Raw genomic sequence first — 25935 nt, forward strand, 5'->3', positions numbered from 1 at the left:
AAATTAAATCAATTAAAAATTTACAAGCTATTAACTATCACCTAATAAAATCCTTATCTTTAAATCACATCATGGAGAATTTATGAAAAACATTGATCTTGGACTTTTATTTATACGTTTAGGACTTGGTATCTGCCTTTTTATGCATGGTTTTGGTAAAATTTTACATGGACTTAGTGGGGTAAAAGGTATACTAGTAAATGCTGGTTTACCTGGATTTTTGGCATATTTTTCTTACCTTGGAGAGGTCTTAGCGCCAATTATGTTAATTATTGGTTTTTATTCAAGGGTAGGCGCTATCCTAGTTTTAGGTACTAGTATTACTATTTTATACTCGTACTATGGATTTGCAAATTTATTTGCATTAAACGAGGTTAATGGATTTAAATCAGAGCTTATTTACCTTTATATTGCTATTTCACTTTGTATTCTTTTGATAGGTAGTGGCAAATATGCTGTCAAACAAGACTAATACAAAATAAAGACAGCAGAGTTTTTATAAAATCAAGAATTAGATGAACAAGTCTAACTTATTAACCGTTATTTAAGTTTATTTTAAATAAAATTAGGTCTTTTTAATAAATTTAGTTGAAAGGAATTATTGTGCCAACCATAAATCAATTGGTCAGAAAAGAACGCAAGAAAGTGACTGTTAAGTCAAAATCTCCAGCGTTAAAAGAGTGCCCTCAAAGAAGAGGAGTTTGCACTAGGGTTTATACTACAACTCCTAAAAAACCAAACTCGGCTTTGAGGAAAGTTGCCAAAGTTAGGCTAACAAGCGGTTTTGAAGTCATCAGCTATATCGGTGGTGAAGGTCACAACCTACAAGAACACAGTATCGTTTTAGTTCGCGGCGGTAGGGTTAAAGACTTACCAGGTGTTAAATATCACATCGTTCGTGGTGCGCTTGATACTGCTGGTGTTGCAAAAAGAACAGTTTCTCGTTCTAAATATGGTGCAAAACGCCCTAAAGCTGGCGCTGCAGCTGCAACAAAAAAGTAAAAATTTAGGTTCGCAGACGTTGCTATAATTTGCAAACGTTTGAGTAAAATTTCATAAAAATTTGAAGGAAAGATCAAAATGAGAAGAAGAAAAGCCCCTGTAAGGGAAGTCTTACCTGATCCGATTTACGGAAATAAAATAATCACTAAATTTATTAATTCTCTTATGTATGATGGCAAAAAAAGCGTCGCTACTGAGATAATGTATGGTGCTATTAAAGCCATAGAAAAGAAAAATGCTGAGGTTAAAGGCATCGACGTTTTTAATGATGCTATTGAAAATGTAAAACCTATTTTAGAAGTTAAATCACGCCGTGTTGGTGGTGCTACTTATCAAGTACCAGTTGAGGTTCGCCCAGCTCGCCAACAAGCTCTTGCTATCCGCTGGCTTATAACTTACGCCAGAAAAAGAAGCGAAAGAACTATGATAGATAAACTAGCAAATGAGCTCTTAGATGCGGCAAACTCAAAAGGTGCATCTTTCAAGAAGAAGGAAGATACTTACAAGATGGCAGAGGCTAATAAAGCATTTGCTCACTACCGCTGGTAAGAAAGAATTAATATGGCAGAGAGAAAAACGCCTTTACATAAGGTAAGAAATATCGGTATTGCGGCTCACATTGATGCTGGAAAGACAACTACTAGCGAGAGAATTTTATTCTTTACTGGTATGAGCCATAAAATAGGTGAAGTTCATGATGGTGCTGCTACCATGGACTGGATGGAACAAGAAAAAGAGCGTGGTATTACTATTACTTCAGCTGCAACTACGGCATTTTGGAAGGGTTATCAAATAAACCTAATCGACACTCCGGGACACGTTGACTTTACTATCGAAGTTGAGCGTTCTATGCGTGTTCTTGACGGTGCTGTTTCAGTATTTTGTTCTGTTGGCGGTGTTCAACCACAATCAGAAACTGTTTGGAGACAAGCAAATAAATATCACGTACCAAGAATCGTTTTTGTTAATAAAATGGATAGAATCGGTGCAAATTTCTTTAGAGTTGAAGAGCAGATCAGGGAAAGACTAAAAGCAAACCCAATTCCTATTCAAATTCCTATAGGCGCCGAGGATAACTTTAGGGGCGTAGTTGACCTTGTAAGAATGAAAGCTTATGTTTGGAATGATGAGAAAAAGCCAACTGACTATGTTGAAGAAGAAATTCCAGCTGAAGTTAAAGATAAAGCAGAGGAATACCGTGCAAAACTAATCGAAGCAGTTTCAGAGACAGATGATAGCTTGATGGAGAAATTTTTTGCTGGTGAAGAGCTAAGTGAAGAAGAGATCAAAAAAGGCATAAAAGCAGGCTGCTTGAGAATGACTATCACGCCTATGCTTTGCGGAACTGCGTTTAAGAACAAAGGTATCCAACCTCTACTTGATGCTGTTGTTGATTATTTACCAGCTCCAGATGAGATCGCAGCAATAAATGGTGTTTATGAAGATGGCGCTGAAGTAACTGTTGAAAGTACAGATAATGGCGAATTTGCCGCTCTTGCGTTTAAGATTATGACTGACCCATTTGTTGGACAGCTAACATTTATCCGTGTTTATAGAGGAAGCCTTGAAAGTGGTAGCTATGCTTACAACACAGTTCAAGACTGCAAAGAGAGAATCGGTCGCTTGCTAAAAATGCACTCAAATAAACGTGAAGAGATTACTGAGCTTTTTGCTGGTGAGATCGGTGCTGTTGTTGGTCTAAAAAATACTCTAACAGGTGATACTCTAGCTAGCGAGAAAGATAAAGTTATCCTTGAAAGAATGGACTTCCCTGAGCCAGTTATTAGTGTTGCAGTTGAACCAAAAACAAAGGCAGACCAGGAAAAAATGGCAATAGCACTTCAAAAACTAGCTCAAGAAGATCCAAGTTTTAGAGTTAGTACAGACGAAGAGAGTGGTCAAACTATTATTAGCGGTATGGGTGAGCTTCACTTGGAGATCATAGTTGATCGTATGCTTCGTGAATTTAAAGTTGATGCTGAAGTTGGTCAACCACAAGTTGCTTACCGCGAAACTATCCGCAAAACAGTTGAGCAAGAGTATAAGTATGCTAAACAATCAGGCGGTCGTGGTCAATATGGTCACGTATTTTTACGTATTGAGCCGCTTCCAGCTGCTAGTGGATTTGAGTTTGTTAACGATATCAAAGGTGGTGTTGTTCCAAAAGAATATATCCCAGCTGTTGAAAAAGGTTGCAAAGAGGCACTTCAAAGCGGTGTTCTTGCTGGTTATCCAGTCGAAGATGTTAAAGTTACCCTTTTTGATGGTAGCTACCATGAAGTTGACTCATCTGAAATGGCATTTAAACTTGCTGCTTCAATGGGCTTTAAGGAAGGTGCTAGAAAAGCAGGTGCTGTTATTCTTGAGCCTATGATGAAGGTTGAAGTTGAAACTCCAGAAGAGTATATGGGTGATGTTATAGGCGACCTTAATAAACGCCGTGGTCAAGTAAATTCAATGGATGATAGAAATGGTGTGAAGATCATTGCAGCTTATTGTCCATTAGCTCAAATGTTTGGCTATTCAACAGATCTTCGCTCAATGACTCAAGGTCGTGCAACTTATTCAATGGAATTTGATCACTATGAAGAAGTTCCTAAAAACGTAAGTGATGAAATCATTAAAAAGAGAAATGGCTAATTAACCAAAGAAGGGCAGAGTAATCTGTCCTTCAAAAATTATTTATTCTGATAAAATCTATCTACAAAATATGTGAATTGTCCTCATAGCTCAGCTGGATAGAGCGTAGAATTCCTAATTCTAAGGCCACAGGTTCGAATCCTGTTGGGGACACCATCCATCATGCAATCATCTTTGTAAAATACAAAGTGCTCAAACAAGTGTTTTTTAAAATATACTAAAACGTATAATAAGATATAGCAATTTATAAAAATGCTCTTATGCTGATCAGTATAATAGAGTAAAAGAAAAAATGCAAAGAATGGACTTTATAAAAAAGATTATAAGTTATATGCAAACAAGATCACTAATATCAAAGAAATTTTATAAAAAGCGTAATGGTAAATGACTATATTTTCATCAATCTAGTCGGTTTATCTATATATGTATTCGTAGTGGGTTTAGCTTTTTTATCAACACGTTATATTATTAATTTTTATCTAAACTAATAAATTTTATCAACAAAAATTTTTATATATTTAATAATCTGTGCTAACATTTCAAAAATTTATTTAAGGAGAGCAGATGAAAAAAATTTTACTTTTAGGAGCTGTTTGTTGTATGTTGTCAGCTGATGTTAAAACCGTTAATATAAGCCCAGATGAGATCAAAAAATATGATCAGATTATTGATATTAGAACTCCATCTGAGTGGCAAGAGACTGGCGTTATCGCAGGTGCAAAGACTATAACTTTTAATCCAAATGATAAGAGTGCATTTTTAGAGGAGCTTTCAAAGGCAGTCGATATCAAAAAACCTATTGCTCTTGTTTGCAGAAGTGGCAGAAGAAGCACAGCAGCAGCCGCAGCAATAGATAGCTCAGATCTTAAGATAATAAATTTAGATGGAGGTATGAGCAGTTTGATCGAGCAAGGCTACAAAACTACACCATATAAAAAATAGAAAAATTTATGATTCTACGTTTGACTACAAGATAATTTTATTTTGTAGTCAAATTTTATATCAAATAATAAAATTTATTATTTGATTAACCACCGATTAACTCTAGCTATATATAATTTCATCATATTTACAATAAAGAAGGAGACAAAATGTCAAAAGTTATTTTACAATTAAATGTTATTCAGGCTGATGCAAATGCACTTTATATTAAATTTCACGATCTTCACTGGAATGTAAAAGGTATTCAATTTTTTAGCGTTCATGAATACACAGAAAAAGCTTACGAAGATATGAGTGAGATATTTGACGATGCAGCTGAGAGAGCTCTTATGCTTGGTGGCAGACCTATCGTCAAGGCTGAGGAGCTAGCAAAAGTTACTCATATCAAACACGAGCCAAAAGAAATTTACACTCCAACTGAGGTTTTAGAGATTGTCTTGGCTGATTATAAACACCTTTTGGGTGAGTTTAAAAAGCTTGACGAGCTTGCAGAAGGTGATACAACAACTCAAATGTATGCACAAGATCAAATCGCAAAATTTGAAAAAGCGATCTGGATGCTAAACGCAACACTTAGCAAATAACTACTAGCGGGAGTTTTCCCGCTCTACCTAAATAAATTCTACTTTTTGGCGATATTGATTTTATAAATTCTAAGGAGCCAAAATGAAGATTTCTCAAATTGCAAACTCATACGATAATTTAGGTCTAAAAGAAAATGTAAAATCAGAAATTTCACTTCATAAAGATGAAAAGGATATTTCTAAAAAAGAGTCTGAAATTACAAATTTAACAGCCAAAGACATTTCAAATGGCTACTTTTTGCAGTATCAAAAAGAGATCGTTAAAAGTAGTAGTTCAAATTTATTAGCTCAAGGTGGCTTAAGCTTTAATGCGCCTAAAAATTTATCAGAAATTTTATCAGGCCTTGATCTTACAAGTATCGGCTATAACGGTAAATCTTTAAACGAGCTAAGTAGTGACGAGGCAAATGATCTTATTAGCGAGAATGGATTTTTTGGTATCGCAAATACGGCTGATAGGATAGCTAGCTTTGTGCTAAATGGTGCAGGCGATGACGTGGAAAAACTAAAAGCTGGTAGAGAGGGCGCGGCAAAGGGTTTTGAGGATGCGAAGAAAATTTGGGGAGGTGAGCTTCCTGAAATTTCACAAAAGACTATCGAAAAGACTCTTGAGACACTTGATAAAAAGATCGCCGAGCTTGGCGGTAACGTTTTAAATGTTTCAGCTTAACTATCTTAGGCAGGCTCGCCTAAGATAAATTTATATGATCGTGTATATAAATTTAGATACGAGCCTTTAATTTCCCGCAAAATTTATTTAATCTTAAAAGTTATACTTCGCCGTTTTACACTAAGGATAAGAGATGAAAGCTAAAATTTTACTTCCACTGACAACTACTATCATGTTTTTGGGTTGCTCATTTTTTGAGGATAACCCACCAGTACGAAAACAGCCAAGACAGGTCATGCAAAATACGCCAGTAAAAAGCTCGATTAAAGGTTTTATAAAAGAGGTTACTTATAAAGATTCAAAATACTGCTATGAAATAGTGGCGAGCGATATAAAAAATCACAAACTCAATAAAGCAAATTTTTGTGCAAATAGATACTATTATGATAAAGGTGACTTGGTCTATGCGACCTTTTATGCAGATAAACTTATAGATATGTTGCTTATAAAAGAGGGTGGCTCTAGTGGCTTATATAATGGTATAAAAAAGCCGCAAAATGAAGTGGTTATTAAAAGAAAAAGTGTAAAAACAAATATCGAAGTACCAAAAGAGGAAAAAATTTCTTTTTAATTACCGTTGATTTACTGCTTGCTTATATAATTTCAACAGCAATCAAAACTAGAACTCCTTTTAAGGGGCAAAGCAATAGCCCCTTTTTCTTTTTACTTATTTTAATTTTTATCCTTAGTTTGTTTAAAATTATCAATTTTTACCTATTTTTGATTAATTACGGTAAACGATCGGTAACTGAAATTAAAAATTTTAAGCTTCATGTTAAATTTTATTGATTATAATCGTCAGCACAAAACCTTAAAAGGAGAAAAAATGAAACTAACAAAAATTAGTTTAGCCACTTTGGTTGCTTTAGGTGCATTTTCAAGCGTAGCAAGTGCTACTCCACTTGAAGAAGCTATAAAAAATGTAGATCTTTCAGGATTTGCAAGATATAGATACACAAACGATAAAAAACACGGTGAATTTTCTAATACAAAATCAGAGTCTGGCTCAAAAGCTGGTCATCAATTTAAAGCTGTAGCAAATTTTAAAGCTGCCATTGATGATAACTTCTTTGGCGTTATTGGTTTAAGATATAACGCTACTGATAATTCTGGTGATAATACTCAGAACGATCAAGGTAGTCAAGGAATTGGCACAGATAAAACTAATACAACTGAGCCATTTAGAGTTCATCAGTTCTATCTTGGTTATAAAGCTGGAAACACTACTATAACAGCTGGCAAACAAGAGATCGGCTCATTCTTTACAGATGATGCTATTGGTACTGGTGTAAGAGTAGTAAATGAAGATATTGAAGGACTTACTCTAACAGCTCTAGCTTTTGACGCAATTGAGGGTGATAGTGTTGAAAGTGATGGCGAGTTGTATGAAATTACAAATAATTTAAATGATTATGATGCAGGTAATCTATATGCAGCTGGCATCGCTGGTTCATATGATCCTATCAATTTCCAACTATGGTATGCTAGCTTAACAAATCTAGCTGACCTACTTGCAGCTGATGTTTCAGCAAATTTTGCTATTAATGATGATGTTAGCTTAGGTGGTAGAGTTAACTATATAAATACTACTGTAGATAAAAGTGCAAAAGCACATCTTTCTAAAGCTATAAGTGAATCTAATGGCGTTGCAAACTATAATGATGGTAACTTCTATGCTGGCGAACTTACAGCTTCATTATTCGGCTTTGATTTGAGAGCTGGTTATATGGGTTGGAAAGTTGATAATAAAGGCGTAACATCATTTGCTTTTGAGGATAAAGGTAGTCTAATAGATGTTGGTGAGCTTACACTTGATCCAACTTGGGCTGATGGAAAAGCAAACCTAGTATATGGAACAGCTGGATATACATTTGATAAATTTACAGTTGGTGTTGATTATATAAAAGGTCACATTAAACATGCTGCAGCTGCTGGCGAAAATGGTAAAGAAAAAGTTGAAGAGGTTACCCCAAGATTTGCATATGAATATAGCAAAAAGCTAACATTTAGCTCATACTATGCATTCAAAACTTCAAAATTTGCTGATGAGGCTAAAAACAAAGAAGATCAATTCAGATTTGAAGCTAAATACTCATTCTAATCGTAGCTCATTAATCAACTTATGATATAATCCCGGGTCGGAGTAATCTGATCCGGGATTTTTAAATTTAGAGCAAAATTTCAAGGAAAGTTATGAAAAGTATTAAAATTTCTTTTTTGGCGTGTTTTTTGGTGGCAAATGCCTTTGCAGCTTCACAAGTCTACTATATAGAAGCTCGTGGTGAGTTTGGTAAAGAACTTGCTGAAATGGCAAAAAAGCAGGCTAATGATAGAAATGAAAAAGTAAATGTCTATGTCGATGAAGATCCAAGACGCTATAAAGATAATAGAATTTTAAAATTGGGCGTTGATAGAAAGGGCAGATATAGTGTTTCTTTGGGTAAGGAGCTTTATGAAAAGCAATGTGCTAGCTGCCATGGTGAAAATGCTGATAAAAGACCATTTGGTTCAACGCCTCTAAAAAATATGGATGCTAAGGATATTGAAGATAGTATCATCTCTTATAGAAGCGACTCAAGTTTTGGTGGAAGCGGTAAAAATGTAATGCAAAACCAAGCTAAAATTCTTTCAAATAATGATCTTGGCGCGATTCTTGCCTATCTAAAAGGCAAAGATGCTTTTGCTGAACAAGACACAAATGAAAACAAGCCAGTCTCTACCCAAACAAAGCAAGGCAGTTATTTAAGATAAGTTTCACTTTGATAGCTTTGTCATAATGTAAATAAAAGGAAGCAGATGTTAAATCCAAAATCATTATTTTTAAGTATGGGCTCAGCTATCATTTTGATGATAATCTTTGCCATAGCTAGCGGAGCCGCTACGATAATAGAAAGTAAAACTAGCACAGAAGCTGCATGGTACTATGTTTATGGTGCTAGCTGGTTTGCTCTCATTCAACTACTTCTTGGCATAAATTTGACCTATAATATCTTTAGATACAACTTAATAGATCCTAAAAAACTCCCTTCGCTTATATTCCATCTTGGTTTTATCGTTATCTTAATAGGTGCTGGTACAACAAGATACATTGGCTTTGAGGCTGATATGCATATAAGAGAAAAAACTCAGTCAAATATCGTTACGACAAAAATATCCTATTTAAATTTAACCGCATTAAACGATAATGGAGAAGAGTTAAACGCTGCTTTGCCACTAGGACTTTCTGATGCAAAAAAAGGTTTTGATCTAAAGCTAAAAATAGCAGATAATGAAGCTAATTTAAAATTTAAAGAATTTGTGCCAAATGCAAGTTATAAGTTTGTAGATGATAAAAATGGGCAACCAGTAGTGGAATTTGTGGTTTCAAACGAGAGCGAAAGTGAAGAAATCTTCTTGTTAGAAGAAGAGGAAGCAAGAGTTGCAGATATTAGTTTTATCTTTAATGCTAAGCCAGACGAGAGCAAAAAATATGTGCTTTTTAAATTAGTGGACGGAAATTTCACAGTTACTTCAAATGCTGATCTTTCAAAATTTACAATGAGTGATAGTTCAAAAACTGAGTTAAAAGCTGGTAGTGTAAGTGATTTTGGCATAGGCAGTCTTTATACTATTTCAAATATAAATTTTGCTCCAAGATTAGTTTCGACTCATGCTTCAAGAAAGCTAGTTAGTACAAAAGATAGCGAATTTAACGCCTTGATAGCTGAATTAAATTATAAAGGCGAGAGTAAAGAGATGCATATTTTTTATAACCTAACAGAGCCTTCACGCTTGGCTGTGGCTGGACAAAAATTTAACGCTTCATGGGGCGCGCAGCAAGTTAAACTTCCGTTTAGCTTATACTTAAAAGACTTTGAGCTTAAAAGATATCCTGGCTCAAATTCTCCTATGAGCTATTCAAGTGAAGTTATTGTAAAAGATGATACAAACATGTCGGGGCTTGACTATAAAATTTATATGAATCACGTGCTTGACTATGATGGTTATAGATTTTTCCAAAGTTCATACGATACAGATGAAAAGGGAACCATTCTCTCTGTCAATAAAGATCCAGGCAAGATACCAACTTATATCGGCTACTTTTTGCTTGGACTTGGCTTTGTGTTAAATGTTGTAAATCCTGGTAGCCGTTTTAGAAAACTAGCTAAGTTAATCGATAATGAATCAACAAAAGGCAGTAAAAAGATTGTTGCTATCATTGCCATTATGCTTTTAAGTTTAAATTTTAGCTCATTAAAGGCTGAAGACTTTTTGCCTAATATCAGCAAAGAGCACACACAAAAGCTTTCTAGACTTATTGTACAAAGCTCAGATGGTAGAATGAAGCCATTTGACACTCTTAGCAAAGAAATTTTAAATAAAATACATAGAAGCGAGAACATAAATAGCCTAAACTCGAATCAAGCGATGCTTTCAATAATGGTAACGCCTGATTTTTGGCGAAGTGAAAAAATTATCTCACTTGGACAAAGCAAGGAGCTAAAAAAAGAGCTTGGCATAGATGAAAATGCAAAATATGCAAGTTTTAATGATTTTTTTAGAGCCACAAAAGATGGTGGAAGTGAATATAAACTCACAAAATTTGCCGAAATTGCTAATCGTAAGCACCCTGGATCACGCAATACATTTGATAAAGATGTGATAAAGATTGACGAGAGATTGAACGTTTTTTATATGATATTTATTGGTGAAATTTTTAAAATTTTTCCAAAACAAGATGACCCATCAAACTCTTGGTATTCGCCTGCTAGTGCAATGATGTACTTTCCGCCTAAAGAGGCTGATCTGGTCATCAATATGATGAGAGAGTATTTTGCAGCAGTTGATGCGGCAACAAAAGATAATGATTGGAGCAAGGCTGATGCTGCACTTGATAAAATTTCAGCCTATCAGCAAAAGTATGGCTCTGCTGTAATGCCAAGTGAAGAAAAGATAAATATAGAAATTTTGTTTAATAAAATTCAAATTTTTGAGCGATTGACGCCAGTTTATCTTTTGGCTGGCCTTGCGCTTTTATTTTTTGTTTTTGTCAAAATGCTAGCTCCAAAGGTTCAGATAAATGGTATTGTAAGAGTTGTATACATTGTAAATTTGCTGGCTTTTCTTGCTCATACTGTTGGACTTGGACTTCGTTGGTACATTGCTGAGCATGCGCCTTGGAGTAACGCTTATGAATCAATGGTCTATATCGCTTGGGCTCTAGGATTTTCTGGTATCGTCTTTGCAAAACGTAGTCCTATCGCTCTTGCTCTTACGTCTATATTGGCTGGTGTTACATTGTTTGTTGCGCACCTTAGCTGGATGGATCCGCAGATCACTACACTTGTGCCAGTGCTTCAAAGCTACTGGCTAACAATACATGTCTCTGTCATTACTGCAAGTTATGGATTTTTAGGGCTTTGCGCGTTACTTGGTGGCTTTACACTATTGCTTATCATTTTACAAAATAAGAAAAAGCCAAATCCAGAAATTTCTCGCAATATCCTCGAAGCTACCCGTATAAATGAGATGGCAATGATACTAGGACTTAGCTTGCTTACTCTTGGAAATTTCCTGGGCGGTGTTTGGGCGAACGAGAGCTGGGGCAGATATTGGGGCTGGGATAGTAAGGAGACTTGGGCGCTAGTTTCGATACTTGTTTATGCCGCAGTTCTTCATATAAGATTTATTCCAAAGCTAAACAACCAGTATGCATTTGCGGTGGCTTCATTCTTTGCTTATTGGTCGATTATTATGACTTATTTTGGCGTAAATTTTTATTTAGCTGGCATGCACTCATATGCAGCTGGCGATCCATTACCAGTGCCTGATTTTGTCTGGATTAGTATCGTAATAATGGTGCTTATGAGTGTTTTAGCATTTACAAAGCGATCACTTTGCTCAAGGCTTTAGATGCTAATAAAAGGCCTAATAGTTTTCTTTGTTGTATTGTTATTAATTGCAATTTGTGTGTTAATCTATATACTTTTAAGAAATAGGGATTATAGCACCGAAACAAAGGAACTTGCATTAGAAAAAGAAGAGATAACGATCGAAAAGCTTGAAAAGCTTGCGGGTGATAATAGTCTAAGTAAAAACGAGCTTTTCGAACTTATTCAAATTTTTGTAGGAAATTTTAGTATACCAGCTAAAAATAACCAAGTCATGCCAAAAGAGGCAAATAACTATATAAATTTTATAATTTTAATCTGCTCTCATAAAAATTCTGATGCAAAGCTCATTAGTTTTTTAGACAAAGAGGCTAAAAAGAAAAATCCAAGCTACATTGTCGAAATAGAAGAGAGTGAAAAAATCGGCATAGAAAATCGCAAAAATCGTAGATAAATTTATTAAAAAAAGTGTAGTTAAAATATCTTAAAATTAAATTTGGTATAAAAATGAGTTCTTATGATATTGATTCTATCTATGTGATATTTCTTATTTTCTTTTCAATCGTATTGCCAATATTTTTGATAATCCCAGCAGGTAGATATAATATAAAGGTTTATGCGAGTAAATTTGATCTAATCGGACTTCATCTAATTTTTCCAATCATTATATTACCTGCTTTGGTAGGTACTTTTATTTTAGTTTGTAGCTTTTTAAATATTTCAGATTATGCTGGTTTAAGCTTTGTATTCTATGCTTTTTTGATTCTAATGATAGCTTATATAATTTATGGCTTTTATGTTTGTATCAAATATAATCACGGCTTTTTTCATTGCATTGTAGCGCTTTTCTTAAGGTTTAATTATGTTACGCCGCTTACTTATCTAATCTTTTTAGGCGGAAAGAACTACAAAGATGACAAAGAGATAACTTCTAAAAATATTAAAGACTTTAAATTTTTTGATCAGTTTAGATTTTCTATTTATAATTTAATTGCTATTAGAAACTAAAAGTATTTTAAGAGTATTAAAGACTTTGTAATTAGAGAAATTTATTAAAAGCAATAAAAGCAAAAGAAATTTTTATATCTTTCTTGTTTTTAAAATTTTAGTCCAAAGCAGGTTTTTGTTTTGCCTTATCATTTTTAAGCTTATCTTTTTTGGCTTCAAACTCAGCTATTACATTTGCATCAGGAAATAAATATCCATCCTCAACCATCAGATCAACTGCTTTTTTAAACATAGGCAAGGCACTTTGAGCACCGAAGTAGTAGTAAGGTCTTTTAGGATCCCTTGCTAAAACGCCTATTGTGTAGCTATTGCCTCTTGTATCATTTACAAAGCCAAAAAATGAGCCATTGTAGGTATTGCTGTATCCACCACTACCTGAGGCAATGTGTGCAGTTCCAGTCTTGCCACCTATCTCAAGTCCTGGCGTAAAGGCTTTTAGTCCAGTACCTTTCTCAACCGTTTTTATTAAAATTCTCTTCATTATCTTTGCGGTCTCTTGTGATATAACTTGAGCTGGCTCGGACTTTGGCAAATCATATCTTTTTCCATTTCTCTCTAAGTAGGCAACCATGTGAGGAGTAACTTCAATGCCTTTATTATTAAATGTATTATAGGCTTTTAAAAGCTGCATAAATGTAGCTTGCAAGCCGTATCCGTAGCTCACAGTCGCCTTATATGTCGATGAGTTTAGCTTTGTAACTGTTGGCATCATGCCTACTTGCTCGTAAGGTAGATCTATGCCAGTTTTTCTTGAAAAGCCAAAATTTAAAAGTCCTTGATAAATTTGTGGCCCATTTAAACGTTCAACAAGCTGAATCATGCCGATGTTTGAACTGTGTACAATTATGTCTTCAGCACTCATAAAAGGCTCTGGGTGGGTATCTTTGATTATCCTTTTGCCAAGTTGGTATCGGCCATTATAGGTATTTACAAGCTCAAATGGATTTACTTTCTTCTCTTGAAGTAAGATGGAAAATATAAATGGCTTAAAAACTGAGCCAACTTCATAAGCATATTCACTAACGGTCGAATTTAGAGCGCTATAATCTTGCTTTCTTATGTTTGAAGGATCATATCTTGAGCTAGAAGCTAGGGCTAAAATTTCTCCATTTTTGCTATTCATTATGCAGATGACTAACTCTTTTGCATCTAGAAATTCACGCTTTTCATCTAAAATTTGCTCTAGTTTAGTTTGAAATTTTAATGGTATAGAAAGTACTGCATTGTAGCCATCTACTCTTGTTGCTAAATTTGAGTCACTTGTTAAAATAATATTATTTCCAATATCGCGAGGCCCTAAAATTTTTGCATTTTGTATAGGGGCTAAATAATCTTCATAATATCTCTCAAGACCTTTTACGCCTTTGCTTTTTGTAAGTGCGTCACTTTCAGTTTTGCTCACGTAGCCAATAGCTGGTGTGAGGGCATCTTTTGACATAAATTTACGATTTTGGCCGCTCTCCATTACTCTCATGCCCTGAAATGAAGCAAGTCCTGTTTTTGGATCAAGGTATGAAACCAAAATGCTCTTGCGATTTAGCTTTCTTGAGAGCTCTTGAAGATAAGTAGCACCCTTTGCATCAATACTATATGAGAGTGTAACGATGCCTTTTGTACCATTTATGATCTTTCTTACTTTGTTTGGATCGTCGCCGCTGTAAAGCGAATATAGCTTGATAAACATCTCTTTTTTATTAGGATCAATATTTCTAGTATCAAGCATCACTTTGTAGAGTTTTTGGCTTGAAGAGATGCTAAAGCCATCTTTTGTGATTATATTGCCACGAATTGCTGTGTTTATATCGCTTGTTTGAAGCCTAGGAAGCTTTCGCTCGATACTTGCTCTATAAAATATGACAAGTACAAATATTGAAATTCCAAAAGTAATTAATAAAAAAAGTATGGTTATTTTTGATTTTCTGGAATTCATTAATGACTTAAATTTGTGTTCTAGAAATTTCTTTATAAGCACTTAGTGCTTTGTTGCGAATTTCTAGCATAAGCTTCATGCTAGTCTCTGCTTTGCCTATCGCAATAGCAGCTTGGTGAAGATCTTTTACCTCGCCAGTCGCAAGATCGGCTATGGCTTTATCAGCGTTTATTTGAACCTTGTTTAGCTCTTTTAAAGAGTCGTTTAGGGCATTTTCAAAGCCGCCTCCTTCGCCTGCTTTTGCTATTTTATTTGAATTTTCATTTTTATTTATTTTGTCTAAATTTATACTATTTATCATTATGCTTGTCCTGAAATAAGTGATATCGCACTTTGTGCTATTGTTTTTGCGTTTTGAAAGGCTGCCACGTTTGCTTGATATGCCCTTGTTGCTTCAAGTAGGTCAGACATCTCGATGACTGGATTTATATTTGGAAATGCGACGTAGCCATTTGCATTTGCGTCTGGATGACTTGGGTCATATTTTAGCTGAAAGTCCTTATCGTCACGTACTACTTTATCCACAATCACGCTAGTTAGGGCAGGGTAAGCATTTCTTGGTGAGCTTGGATCATCTAGTGGATTTTCATACTCGAGCAGACTTTGTGAGCTTTTAAGCTGATCGTTTAAAATTTTATCAAAATTCATCTCTTTAAAGATCACCTCTTGCCTTCTGTAAGGGCCACCTTCAGCCGTTCTTGTAGTTTGAGCATTTGCTATGTTTGAGCTGATGACGTTCATTCTGAAGCGTTGTGCGCTTAGTCCGTATCCACTAATATCAAAATCGTTTAAGTATGACATCATCTCTCCTAGTTCTTAGCGCTTGCGTCTATTACGCTTTTAAAGATATTGCTTTGAGCCTTGTATGCGTTATCAAGGGCGTTTATCATAACTGTATTTTTGCCTATTTCTGTTGTCTCAACATCAAGATCAACCGTGTTGGCGTCATTTCTGGCCATGTGACCATCACGCAAGAAAATTTGAGCCGTATCGCTTTTTGGAAAATCAACCACAGCCATATGCGCTTCGTTTGTCTTAGCAAGTTGTAGTTTTTTTTGGCTTGAAGTGTTATAAATTTCATTTGCTTTTTCTTTTAAAACATCTTCAAATCTTATATCTCTAGCTTTATAAAATGGTGTATCAACGTTTGCAAGATTGCCAGAGATTAGTTTTTGGCGTAGTTCTCTGCCTGCAAGAGCTGATTCAACAAGTGGGCTAGATTTTGATTTATCTAAAACAAACATTTAAAATCCTTATGAAATTTCACATTTTTATAAGCAAACGATGTTCCAAATATAGGGTAAATTTATTTTGTCTCATAAATTTTTGCCAGATCTTCTTTCATTTTTGTGACTTTTATACCACCAAGATAGTATTTTACCCCGTATTGTCCGCTATCTACGTCTGTTAAAATTTGATATTCGCCATTTTTTATCACGACCTTAAAAGGTAGTGCGATCTCGTGTTTGTATTCGATGTCTCTTACGATTTGCTCGGCAAGTCTGTCATTTATCTTTTGATCGTTTGTTATGAAATAATAGGCGTTAAATTTTTGCATAAATTCGTGCAAAACATACTCATTTGTGACATTTTCAAAGTGAGTTAGTCCAATTAGTGTAAATTTATCTTTGTTTTCAAGCTGATATTTTGTAAGCTCAGCTGCCTCTTTTTGACAAGGCGGGCAAAATGTACCAAAAATATCGATCATTAAAACCTTATTTTCATCATTTTTGATAGCAAAGCCGTGATCTTTTCTAACTAAAGTAAGCTCCTTGCCGCTCACATCTACGAGCTTCACCTCTTCATTTGGACTAAATTCTTTAAAATTTGCACTGCTACTCTCATCATCACCGCACCCAAAAAAAGCAAATAAAGCGATTATTAAAACAAGCAAATTTTTCATCTTATCCCTTAAACATATCTTTTTATGGCAGCTCTTGCCTCTTTGTCTGCCTCGCGTCTTTTTAAAGTCTCGCGCTTGTCGTGTAAATTTTTACCTTTTGCAAGAGCTAGTCTTGCTTTTACGATGTTTTTATCGCTTAGATAAAGTGCCAAAATAACTAGTGCTAGTCCATCTTGCGAGACTTGACCAAAAATTTTATCAATCTGCTTTCTATGCATCAAAAGTTTTCTAGCTGCTCGCTCATTTGGACGAAATGCGCTGTGTGTAGTCTCAAGATAGCTGATATGGGCGTTTAGTAAGAAAAGCTCGCCCTTTATGACACGCACAAAGCTATCTTTTAAATTTGCCCTGCCAGCCCTTAGTGCTTTGACCTCGCTGCCTTTTAGTACAATACCAGCCTCGAAGGTCTCAAGTATGCTAAAGTCATGCAAAGCTTTCTTGTTTTTTGCTAGATCTTTTATCAAAATTTTACCTTTTAATTTACACTAAATACACTACTGCCACTGCCACTTAGAAATTTATCTCTAAACTCATTCATCTGTGGATAGAGGTTAAAACATGGCGCAAAAAGATCGTTTAACTCCCCATTTTTATAAATTTCAAGTAGCTTTTTGCTCTTTAAATTTTGCATCTTTTTTGCAACATTAACGTCTATATATTGTAAGAAATTGCTTCTAAATTCTTGATAAACCATAGGTGTAGAGCAAAAAACATTTGGTGTGAAAATATTTAAATTTGGTACTTCATCGTCAAATTCTTCTATGATCTCGCCTATGCCGCTCACATTTGCTGCCTTGTAGCCACTCACAAAAAAAGCTACATCTGCGCCAATATTGGCAGCGATTTGCATTAGCTTTTCACGTTTTATATTTAAATTTAGCTCGTCATTTACCATAAGTAAAAAGGTGGCGGCGTTTGAACTGCCTCCTCCTAGACCAGCACCTATTGGGATTTGTTTGTTGATGATGATTTTATGAGAGCTAAAAAACTCATCTAGCTCGTTTAAAAAGCCAGCTTTTTTTAGCTCGTCTATCGCTTTTTGGATGATGTTTTCTTTTATCTCTTTGTTGTTGCATTCGATAGTAAAAGAATTTGACTTTTCAAAATAAATTTCATCAAAAAGCTGCTCACAGAGGATAAAGCGCGATAAAATTTCGTGGTAGCTGCCTCTAGTGCCAACTATCTTTAAAAATATATTTATCTTTGCAAAGCTTTTCATTTCTCGATTTTTTTAGCTAGCTCATGAATATCGGCTTCACTTGCAGTTTTTGTGGCATGGATATTTTCGTTTTTGATATCGTTTGCTAGTTCGCTTCTTAGTATCATTGTGTTTCGTGGCGCTTCGATACCGAGTTTAACAGTATTTTTTGAAATATTTACTATGACAACTTTTATGTCATTTCCTATTAAAATTTCTTCATTTTCTTTTCTTGCTAGGATTAACATTTTTCAACCTTATTTAGAGTGTAATTTATAGTATCATCCGTGATTTGGATTACGCTCATAAATTTATCATAATTTAGCAAATAAATTCCTTGCTTCTGTGTTTCAAAATCGTTAATTTTTAATTTCTTACCATCAAGAATATCATTTATGTCCCCAAAGTATGTATTATTCTGAATGTTTAAAAAATCACAAATATTCAAAAATTTTTCATTTTCGTAGCAAAATTTGCCTTCACTTATCCTTTTTAATGAGCTTAAAGTTACATTATAACCAAGCTTTTTTCCAAAAATTTCTGCATACGAACGGATATAACTTCCTTCGCTTACGCTTAGACGAATGGTTAAAAATGGGTGAGAATAGTTTAAAATTTGGCTATCAAAAATTTCCATCGTTTCTGTCTTTAGCTCAAATTCTTCGCCGTTTCTAGCTAGCTTGTAGGCTCTTGTACCATTTACGTGCTTGGCGCTAAATTTTGGCGGGATGTAGCTTATCTTGCCGGTTAACTCATCTCTAATGGCTTCAAGTTTTTCTAAATTTAGCTCTTTTACATTTGAAATTTCAGTGATATTTTCATTATCCATGCTTGGACTACTAGCACCTAGCCAGATCGTAGCTTCATAGATTTTTAGACTTTTGTCTAAAAATCTAAAAAATTTCGTATACGAGCCAAAAGCGACTATTAGGCAGCCGCTAGCAAATGGATCAAGTGTGCCTGAAAATCCAGCTTTTTTAACGCCGTATTTTCTCTTTAATCGCCCTAAAAAGTGGTTTGAGCTCATGCCAGCTGGCTTATTTGCCACGAAGATGGCGTTCATACGGCCTTTTCCACGAAGCTTGACATGATCTCTCTTACGTTGCCACCAAAATTTATAGTGAGCTTAAACTCTTTTTTGATCTTACTAACCGCACTCACCCTACCGATACCAAAAATTTTATGCTTAACCAAGTCGCCTTTTTTAAATTCATTACTCTTTTCGATGACTAGCGAGCCATGCGTGATACCGCTCTCACTTAAAAATCTACTCTTATTTAGCCTCGTGCGCTGACCCTTGTAAAAGCGCGAATTTGCAAAGCTTAGACTAAGTGTCTTTTTAGCTCTTGTGATCGCCACGTATGCAAGTCTGCGTTCTTCTTCGATGTCGCTGCCATCGCCGATGAGTGGAAAAAATCCCTCTTCAAGACCGATAACAAAAAGGTGCTCAAATTCAAGCCCCTTGCTCGCATGCACGCTCATAATGCTAATAGCCTCGTCACTGATGCCGTCTTGCTCGCTTGTTAGCGTGATCTCGTTTAGAAATTCCTCTAGATCAAAGCTTGGATTTTGCTTGATCTGATCTTTTAAAACAGCGTAAAACTCGTCGATGTTCGCCGCTCTTTCAGCACCATCTGGTAAGCTCTCGTAGTATTTTTTCACGCCAAATTTAGCTTCAAATTTATCTATTAGGTCAAAAACCGAGCTGCTTTCTTGAAGCTCTTTTAGGCTGTTCGCAAACTCAACAAGTGCCGATTTCACCTTTTTACTAAAGGCTTCGTCGTTATCAGAGATATTTGAGATCGCCTCGTAAATGGAAATTTTACCCTCAAATGCCATTTTTTCAAGCTTATCAAGGCTCACTTTACCTAGTCCTCGTTTTGGGCGGTTTATGATGCGCCTTATTGAAAAATCATCGTTTGGATTATTTATAAGCCTTAGGTAGCTTATGATATCTTTGATCTCGGCTCGTTCGTAAAATTTTACGCCGCCGACCATTTTATAAGCGATCTGCTCTTTATTTAGCCCATCTTCAAGCGAGCGAGAGAGCGCATTTATGCGGTATAAGATCGCGATATCTTTTGCTTGCACGCCTTTGCTTAAAAGCTCTTTTATGCATTTTGCGATCTTACCAGCCTCGACGCTCTCATCAAAGCTCTCTATCAAATTTACGGCCTCGCCTTCGCCTTTTGTGCCCACAAGCTTCTTGCCAAGGCGGTTGCGGTTATGATCTATCAGCTCATTTGCGGCTTTTAGTATCGCCTCGCTCGATCGGTAGTTTTTCTCAAGTCTAATGATCTTTACATCTTTAAACTGATCTTTGAAATTTAAGATATTATCGATCTTTGCACCGCGCCAGCCGTAGATACTTTGGTCATCATCGCCCACGACGCAGATGTTTTCGTGGCATAGACAGAGCTTTTTTAGCAGTTTATACTGAAGGTCGTTTGTGTCTTGATACTCATCGACCATTATGTATTTGTAGCGGTTTGAAATTTCTCTAGCAAGATCTTCGTTTTCGTCTAAAATTTTATAAGTAAGCCCTAGCAGATCGTCAAAATCAACAAGATTATTTGTTTTGAGATAATCTTCATATTTTTCATAAATTTGTGCTGCTTGTTTGTAAAAGTTATCCTTGCTTTTATCAAATGAAGAGAAATTTGCGTTTTTATGGACCTCTTCGACGCTTAAAAGTGAGTTTTTGTAGTTTGAAATTTCGCTTGACAAAATCGCCGTGGCAACTGGACTTTCAAAGCTTTTGATGATGCGCTTTTTATCGTCTGTGTCGATTATGACGAAGTTGTTTTTTCTACCAAGTTTTTCTATGTAGAGTTTTAAAAACAAAAGTCCAAATTTATGAAATGTGCAAAGTAGCGGCGAATAGTTTTTACCGCTTTGGCTTAGCATCGCCATAGCTCTACTACGCATCTCGTTGGCGGCTTTGTTTGTAAAAGTAAGAGTTAGTGTATTTGCTGCGTCTATACCGACCTCGCCGATAAGGTAGGCAAGCCTAGTCGTGATCGTCTTTGTCTTGCCACTGCCAGCACCTGCAAGTATGAGCATCGGGCCATCTATGTGGGTGGCTGCTTCGCGCTGGGCTTCGTTTAAATTTGATAGTAATTTTTCCATTTTTCGCTTTTTAAATTTTCTTTTGATTTTAACCAAAAATGCTTAAAATTACTATTTTTTCTTAAATATATCTTTATTTTTAGGATTTTGTAAAAAGACTGAAACCGATTTTTTTGTGTGGTCTGCTTGCTTCTCTTTTGGCTTATGAATAGAAAAATTTACAAGGATCGGGCTATTTTCAACCAAAATTTGAACCACTGCACCGAGCGGAAAGGAGACCACAGAGGCAAAATTTTCACTACCAAAGCCGGCCTCAAAGCTAAGCTCATCTTGCGTTAGTTTCGCACTCTCAAGCGTATAGCCACCAAGTGAAAACATAATGACTGGCATATTAAAGCTGCTGCTTATCTCATCTGGCAAGCTAGGCTCAAAGCTAACTAGCGGTAAATTTGCCATAACTGAGAAATTTAGCCCCTTTTCAAGCAAAAAATCAATGCACTCATAGACGTGCATCTTCATCAAAAGCGCAAATTTCTCATCATCTAAAATTTCGTCTAACATCTTAATCCTTTGAAATTTCTAAAAACTCATCTACTAGCTTTTTGACCTCGTTTATGCCGATCTGCCAGAAATTTTTATCATCGATATTAAAGCCAAATTTACCCACAAGCTCCCTTGGGCTGAGGCTCCCACCAAGGCTCAAAAACTCGGTGTAAATTTCAACGAAATTTTTGCATTTGCCGCTTTTATAAAGCCCAAAAAGTGCAAGCACAAGAAGCTGCGCGTAAGAGTAGGCGTAGCAGTAAAATGGCGTGTGGATGAAGTGTGGGATGTAGCTCCACCAAATTTTGTAGTAGTCATTTAGTGTGACGCTTTTGCCAAACATCTTTTTGTTTTCTCTTAGCCAAATTTTATTTAGCTCATCTAGGCTGATCTCGCCCTCATGTGCGTGCACGGCTCGCTCAAATGTGGTGAAATTTATCTGACGGTAAAGCGTGGCAAACATATCCTCGATCTTGCCAGCAAGCAGTGAAATTTTCTCTTTTTTGCTAAGGCCATCTTTGACGTGGTCAAAAACTAGCATCTCGCAAAAGACCGAAGCCGTCTCAGCCGTGGTTAGTGGTGTGTCTGAATTTAAGTAGTTTACGTTATATGAGAGCTTTTGATGCACGGCATGGCCAAGCTCGTGGGCAAGCGTGAAAAGGTCTCTTCGTTGATTGGTGTGATTTAGCAAAACATAAGGGTGAGTGTCGCTTGATCCTGAGTGAGAAAACGCCCCACCTCGCTTGTTTGGTGCTGGATAAACATCGATCCAGCCGTCATTAAAGGCACTTTTTGCTATCTCGCCAAATTTAGGTGAAAACGCCCCAAACGCCTTTAAAACTATCTTTTTGCACTCATCAAATTTATACTCGCCCTCGCTGCTAAGAGGCGCGTATCTATCGTAGTCATAAAGCTTTTTAAGGCCTAAAATTTCTCTTTTTCGCTCATAAAATTTAGCAACTAAATCAAAATTTTTCTCAGTTACAGCAATTAGCGAATCAACGCTTTTTTTAGTGATTTGATTTTCAAGGTGTCTTGGCTCTTCAGGAAGCTTGAAATTTCTAAGCTCGCAGCTGGTTTTTAGATCAGTTTTTATCATATTATATATGTAGCCAAGAAGGTGCTGGTGCTTGCTAAGCTCGTTTGAAAGGCTTTTGGCGGCTAGTTTTCGCACGTTTTGGTCGCTCTCATGAAGCTTGGCTAAAATTTCCTCTTCGTTTAAAAGTTCGCCTTTAAATTTAAACCTCATCTTGCTCATGCTCTCATCAAAAAGCCTTGAAAAGCCCTCAGCTCTAGTGCTTGCCGTGCGAAGCAGCACTCTTTCTTCAGCAACGCTTAGCTGGTGTGGTTTTGCTTTGGCGAGGTTGCTTAGATAGTAGCCATATTTTTTAGAGCTTTTTATGATCTCTTCTTGTTTTTTAGGGCTAAACTCATTAAATTTGATTTCAAAAAATATCAAATTTTCATTTGCTTTTGTCGCTATTTCATCGATCTTTGCGTAAAATGCGCCCTTGCTTGTATCTTTGGCAAAATTTAAAAAAGCGTAAGTCATTACCTTTGAAATTTTAGCTATCAAATTTTCATATTCAGAAAATGCCTTTAAAAACTCGTCTGTTTTTAAATTTTCATAAATTTCTAGGTATTTATCTTTAAATTTCTCGCACTCTTTTTGTAAATTTAGTGCGTTTTGCTCGCACTCTTTTTCGTTTGCAAAAAGTGCTTTTAGATCCCAAATTTGCATATTTATCCTTTAAATTTTTGGGACATTTTACAAAAAAATGGATAAAAGTAAAATTTCAGCCAAAATTTAGCTGAAATTTTATGAATGTTAGTTTGAAGTCTCTGAGGCTACTGCTGTAAAAAGAACGTCTGATGAGCTATTTAGCGCAGTTTCAACTGAGTCTTGGATGACACCAATGGTAAAGCCAACTGTGACAAACTGCATAGCGATGTCATTGCTGATACCAAAAAGACCGCACGCTAATGGCACTAAAAGAAGTGAGCCGCCAGCCACACCAGATGCGCCGCACGCACCAAGAGCTGAGATGAAGCAAAGAAGTAGCGCATCGCCAAATGTAACTGTGATAGATGGGATAGAATTTACCGCAGTAAGCGCTAGGATACTAATGGTAACTGCTGCACCGCCCATGTTTATGGTGGCACCTAGTGGGATCGAGATCGAGTAAAGCTCCTCTTTTAGACCAAGCTTTTTGCAAAGTGCCATATTTACAGGGATATTTGCGGCCGAGCTTCTTGTAAAAAATGCTGAAATAGCGCTCTCTTTTAGGCAGATCATGACAAGTGGATAAGGATTTTTTCTAGTTAATACAAAAACCATGGCTGGATAGATGATAAATGCGACAACAAGCATTGCTCCAACAAGAACTAAAATCAGTTTTAGATATCCTGCAAGTACTTCAAATCCAGTTTCATGAATGCTAATAGCTACCATACCAAAGATACCAAACGGAGCTAGTCTAATGATAAATTTAACGATATGAGTCACGCCATCGCTTATGTCTTTAAATACTTTTTTGGTCTCAGCTGTGGAATTTCTAAGTGCTATACCACTGCCTACTGCCCAGGTAATGATGCCTATATAGTTGCCATTTGCAAGGGCGTTTATTGGATTTTCGACCATTTTATAAATGAGATCTTTTAAAACATTGGTAATTCCCTGAGGCGCTGACATATCAGCACTTGCAAGACCTTTTAAAGAAAGCTCCACTGGGAATAAGAAACTAGCAATAACTGCAACAACGGCTGCTAAAAATGTACCAATTAGATAGAGTGTAATGATCTTTTGCATACCTTTTGTATGGCCAAAATCTCTTAAAATGATGGATGTTGCCACTAAAACAAAGACAAGAATTGGTGCGATAGCTTTTAAAGCGCCTTTAAATAAATCGCCTAAAACTGAAGCTGAAGCTGCAATAGAATTAGCTGAGCTAGCTTTTTCTTTGGCTTCGTTTAGCTGTGTGGCTTCATCTTGACTAAGGCGAGTTTTTATAACTTCATCTATGCTCAAACCACTCTCGTTTTGAATAGTTTGAATTTTGGCCGAGATCTTGTTATAAGGAGCTGCTTCGTAGTGTGTGTAAAAGCCAACTAGGGCACCTAGGATGATACCAACTAAAATTTGAACTATCAAATTTCCATCGGCGTATCTTCTTGCTATGTTTTTAAGCATATTCATTTGACACCTTAATAAATTAGTTTTTTGTTGATTTTAGCTAAACAATTTTTAAATATAAAGAATTTGATAAAGATTAATAAGCTTTTTAAATAGATTTGTTACAATTGCACAAAATTTAGTCAAGAAAAAAGGATGAAAATGTATCTATTTACCTCTGAAGTTGTAAGTCCAGGTCATCCAGATAAATGTGCTGATATAATCGCTGATAGCATAGTGGATACTATTTTAACACAAGATCCAAATGGTCGTGTTGCAAGTGAAGTCTTTGTGGCTGGGAAAAATATAGTAATAGGCGGAGAGATAAACTCAAAGGTAAAGCTCTCTTATAAAGACTACGAAAAGATCGTAAAAGATGCTCTTGCACATATCGGATATGATGGAAAGAGTAATTTTACAAAAGAGCAGTGCTTGCATCCAGATGATATTGAGGTTAAAGTCTGCCTAAATCAACAAAGCCCAGATATAAATCAAGGCGTTGATCAAAGTAGTGGCGAGATCGGAGCAGGTGATCAAGGCATCATGTTTGGCTTTGCAAGCTGCGAAGCGAAAGAATTTATGCCTGCAGCTATAACTTATGCAAGAATGCTTTGCGAAAAAGTCTATAAATTTGCCAAGGCAAATCCTGATAGGCTTGGTGTTGATATAAAAACACAAGTTACGATTGATTACGGCAGCAAAGATAACTTTGAAAACTGCAAACCTCAAAGCATCCACACTATTGTCGTATCTGCTCCTTGCGTGGAGAGCATGAAGATAGAAGAGCTTCGCGCACTAATACAAAATTTAATAGACGAAACTGGCCTTCCAAAAGAGCTATATAATAAAGAAAAAACGATCATCTATATAAACCCAACAGGCAGATATGTAAATCATAGCTCGCTTCATGATAGCGGCCTAACAGGCAGAAAACTAATCGTTGATAGCTTTGGCGGATATAGCCCAATAGGTGGTGGCGCTCAGTCAAGTAAGGACTACACAAAGGTTGATCGCAGTGGTCTTTACGCAGCGCGCTGGATAGCTAAAAATATCGTCGCAGCTGGCCTTGCTAAAAAATGTATCGTCCAGATAAGCTACGCGATCGGCGTTGCAAAGCCAACTTCAGTTAGCGTTGATACCATGGGAACTCATGCAAATGGCGTAAATGACGATATGCTTTCAAATTTTGTAAGCGAGCACTTTGCTCTAACGCCTCGCTGGATAACAAATAAATTTGGTCTTGATAAACCAAGCAAAGATACCTTTTTATACGCAAAAGTAGCTGCAAAAGGTCAAGTGGGAAATGCAAAATATCCTTGGGAAAAACTTGATGCAGTCGATACTTTCAAGGCTTTACTAAAAAAATAATCAAAAAAGTGGCTTTATCTAAAAGCCACTTTAAAT

General features: G+C 36.0%; 27 protein-coding genes and 1 tRNA gene. 15 read left to right on the top strand and 13 right to left on the bottom strand.

The genetic code is table 11. The features are described from left to right. The first annotated feature begins 82 nt into the window (after nt 1-82). The 14 genes from F3H00_RS02395 (at nt 83) to F3H00_RS02460 (ending at nt 12716) form a co-directional block, all read left to right on the top strand. The gene (locus F3H00_RS02395; protein ID WP_054196410.1) at nt 83-472 is read left to right on the top strand and encodes a DoxX family protein; all 390 of its coding nucleotides are present in this window, start codon (nt 83-85) and stop codon (nt 470-472) included. Between the two features lie 131 nt (nt 473-603). Next, nucleotides 604-1002, top strand: a complete 399-nt coding sequence (gene rpsL / locus F3H00_RS02400) for a 30S ribosomal protein S12 (RefSeq protein ID WP_021090705.1) — start codon at nt 604-606, stop codon at nt 1000-1002. Nucleotides 1003-1080: 78 nt separating this feature from the next. Beyond that, nucleotides 1081-1551 carry a 30S ribosomal protein S7 gene (gene rpsG, locus F3H00_RS02405; protein WP_021090980.1) on the top strand — a complete coding sequence of 157 codons (471 nt, stop codon included), beginning with the start codon at nt 1081-1083 and terminating at the stop codon, nt 1549-1551. Nucleotides 1552-1563: 12 nt separating this feature from the next. Then, nucleotides 1564-3642, top strand: a complete 2079-nt coding sequence (gene fusA, locus F3H00_RS02410) for an elongation factor G (protein WP_103600667.1) — start codon at nt 1564-1566, stop codon at nt 3640-3642. A 79-nt stretch (nt 3643-3721) separates the two neighbouring features. After that, nucleotides 3722-3798 (top strand) — tRNA-Arg (locus tag F3H00_RS02415). A 408-nt stretch (nt 3799-4206) separates the two neighbouring features. After that, a complete protein-coding gene (locus F3H00_RS02420) occupies nt 4207-4584 on the top strand; it encodes a rhodanese-like domain-containing protein (RefSeq protein ID WP_021090898.1) in 378 nt (125 codons plus the stop codon). A 149-nt stretch (nt 4585-4733) separates the two neighbouring features. Continuing rightward, nucleotides 4734-5168: a Dps family protein gene (locus F3H00_RS02425; RefSeq protein WP_021090517.1), complete on the top strand. Its 435-nt coding sequence runs from the start codon at nt 4734-4736 to the stop codon at nt 5166-5168. Between the two features lie 82 nt (nt 5169-5250). After that, a complete protein-coding gene (locus F3H00_RS02430; RefSeq protein ID WP_148798313.1) occupies nt 5251-5838 on the top strand; it encodes a hydrogenase-4 component G in 588 nt (195 codons plus the stop codon). A 133-nt stretch (nt 5839-5971) separates the two neighbouring features. After that, nucleotides 5972-6409, top strand: coding sequence for a hypothetical protein (locus F3H00_RS02435; RefSeq protein ID WP_107686538.1), 438 nt, complete (start codon nt 5972-5974; stop codon nt 6407-6409). A gap of 255 nt (nt 6410-6664) precedes the next feature. Continuing rightward, a complete protein-coding gene (locus F3H00_RS02440; protein WP_148798315.1) occupies nt 6665-7939 on the top strand; it encodes a major outer membrane protein in 1275 nt (424 codons plus the stop codon). A gap of 92 nt (nt 7940-8031) precedes the next feature. Then, the gene (locus tag F3H00_RS02445) at nt 8032-8589 is read left to right on the top strand and encodes a c-type cytochrome (protein ID WP_087578611.1); all 558 of its coding nucleotides are present in this window, start codon (nt 8032-8034) and stop codon (nt 8587-8589) included. A 45-nt stretch (nt 8590-8634) separates the two neighbouring features. Further along, nucleotides 8635-11730, top strand: a complete 3096-nt coding sequence (locus F3H00_RS02450; protein ID WP_148798317.1) for a cytochrome c biogenesis protein CcsA — start codon at nt 8635-8637, stop codon at nt 11728-11730. Continuing rightward, nucleotides 11731-12162 (top strand): fatty-acid--CoA ligase, encoded by a 432-nt coding sequence (locus F3H00_RS02455; RefSeq protein ID WP_107776102.1) that lies wholly within the window; start codon nt 11731-11733, stop codon nt 12160-12162. 53 nt (nt 12163-12215) lie between these two features. Then, nucleotides 12216-12716, top strand: a complete 501-nt coding sequence (locus F3H00_RS02460) for a hypothetical protein (protein ID WP_148798319.1) — start codon at nt 12216-12218, stop codon at nt 12714-12716. 97 nt (nt 12717-12813) lie between these two features. Here the strand turns inward: F3H00_RS02460 and F3H00_RS02465 are convergent, their stop codons facing one another. The 13 genes from F3H00_RS02465 to sstT all read right to left on the bottom strand — a co-directional run bounded on the left by F3H00_RS02465 (nt 12814) and on the right by sstT (nt 24555). Next, nucleotides 12814-14646, bottom strand: coding sequence for a peptidoglycan D,D-transpeptidase FtsI family protein (locus F3H00_RS02465; protein ID WP_107695921.1), 1833 nt, complete (start codon nt 14644-14646; stop codon nt 12814-12816). 7 nt (nt 14647-14653) lie between these two features. Beyond that, nucleotides 14654-14947 carry a flagellar hook-basal body complex protein FliE gene (gene fliE / locus F3H00_RS02470; RefSeq protein WP_148798321.1) on the bottom strand — a complete coding sequence of 98 codons (294 nt, stop codon included), beginning with the start codon at nt 14945-14947 and terminating at the stop codon, nt 14654-14656. Beyond that, complete coding sequence (gene flgC, locus F3H00_RS02475; protein ID WP_103589479.1) at nt 14947-15447, bottom strand: flagellar basal body rod protein FlgC; 501 nt, start codon at nt 15445-15447, stop codon at nt 14947-14949. Before flgC ends, fliE begins: the two co-directional genes overlap by 1 nt. Nucleotides 15448-15455: 8 nt before the next feature. Continuing rightward, on the bottom strand, nt 15456-15890 hold the full coding sequence (gene flgB / locus F3H00_RS02480) for a flagellar basal body rod protein FlgB (RefSeq protein WP_148798323.1): 435 nt from the start codon (nt 15888-15890) through the stop codon (nt 15456-15458). 62 nt (nt 15891-15952) lie between these two features. Then, nucleotides 15953-16549, bottom strand: coding sequence for a thioredoxin domain-containing protein (locus F3H00_RS02485; protein WP_012139980.1), 597 nt, complete (start codon nt 16547-16549; stop codon nt 15953-15955). 8 nt (nt 16550-16557) lie between these two features. Next, the gene (smpB, locus tag F3H00_RS02490; RefSeq protein ID WP_148798644.1) at nt 16558-17010 is read right to left on the bottom strand and encodes an SsrA-binding protein SmpB; all 453 of its coding nucleotides are present in this window, start codon (nt 17008-17010) and stop codon (nt 16558-16560) included. Nucleotides 17011-17024: 14 nt separating this feature from the next. Next, nucleotides 17025-17768, bottom strand: a complete 744-nt coding sequence (locus F3H00_RS02495) for a 4-(cytidine 5'-diphospho)-2-C-methyl-D-erythritol kinase (protein WP_148798325.1) — start codon at nt 17766-17768, stop codon at nt 17025-17027. Beyond that, entirely contained in the window at nt 17765-17995 is a 231-nt protein-coding gene (gene csrA, locus F3H00_RS02500) for a carbon storage regulator CsrA (RefSeq protein WP_021090864.1), read from the bottom strand. The genes F3H00_RS02495 and csrA overlap by 4 nt, the downstream gene beginning before the upstream one ends. Next, nucleotides 17989-18810, bottom strand: coding sequence for a tRNA pseudouridine(55) synthase TruB (truB, locus tag F3H00_RS02505; RefSeq protein ID WP_148798327.1), 822 nt, complete (start codon nt 18808-18810; stop codon nt 17989-17991). Before truB ends, csrA begins: the two co-directional genes overlap by 7 nt. Further along, the gene (locus F3H00_RS02510) at nt 18807-20876 is read right to left on the bottom strand and encodes an ATP-dependent helicase (protein ID WP_148798329.1); all 2070 of its coding nucleotides are present in this window, start codon (nt 20874-20876) and stop codon (nt 18807-18809) included. The genes truB and F3H00_RS02510 overlap by 4 nt, the downstream gene beginning before the upstream one ends. Nucleotides 20877-20927: 51 nt before the next feature. After that, complete coding sequence (locus tag F3H00_RS02515) at nt 20928-21377, bottom strand: hypothetical protein (protein WP_149703681.1); 450 nt, start codon at nt 21375-21377, stop codon at nt 20928-20930. 1 nt (nt 21378) lies between these two features. After that, nucleotides 21379-23100, bottom strand: coding sequence for a M3 family oligoendopeptidase (locus tag F3H00_RS02520; protein ID WP_149703682.1), 1722 nt, complete (start codon nt 23098-23100; stop codon nt 21379-21381). A gap of 87 nt (nt 23101-23187) precedes the next feature. Beyond that, nucleotides 23188-24555: a serine/threonine transporter SstT gene (gene sstT / locus F3H00_RS02525; RefSeq protein ID WP_410369052.1), complete on the bottom strand. Its 1368-nt coding sequence runs from the start codon at nt 24553-24555 to the stop codon at nt 23188-23190. Between the two features lie 138 nt (nt 24556-24693). Here sstT and metK point away from each other — a divergent pair, with 138 nt between their 5' ends. Next, the gene (metK, locus tag F3H00_RS02530) at nt 24694-25899 is read left to right on the top strand and encodes a methionine adenosyltransferase (protein WP_148798335.1); all 1206 of its coding nucleotides are present in this window, start codon (nt 24694-24696) and stop codon (nt 25897-25899) included. The last annotated feature ends 36 nt before the right edge of the window (nt 25900-25935 follow it).

The organism is Campylobacter concisus, assembly GCF_902460845.1.
Lineage (GTDB): Bacteria > Campylobacterota > Campylobacteria > Campylobacterales > Campylobacteraceae > Campylobacter_A > Campylobacter_A concisus_X.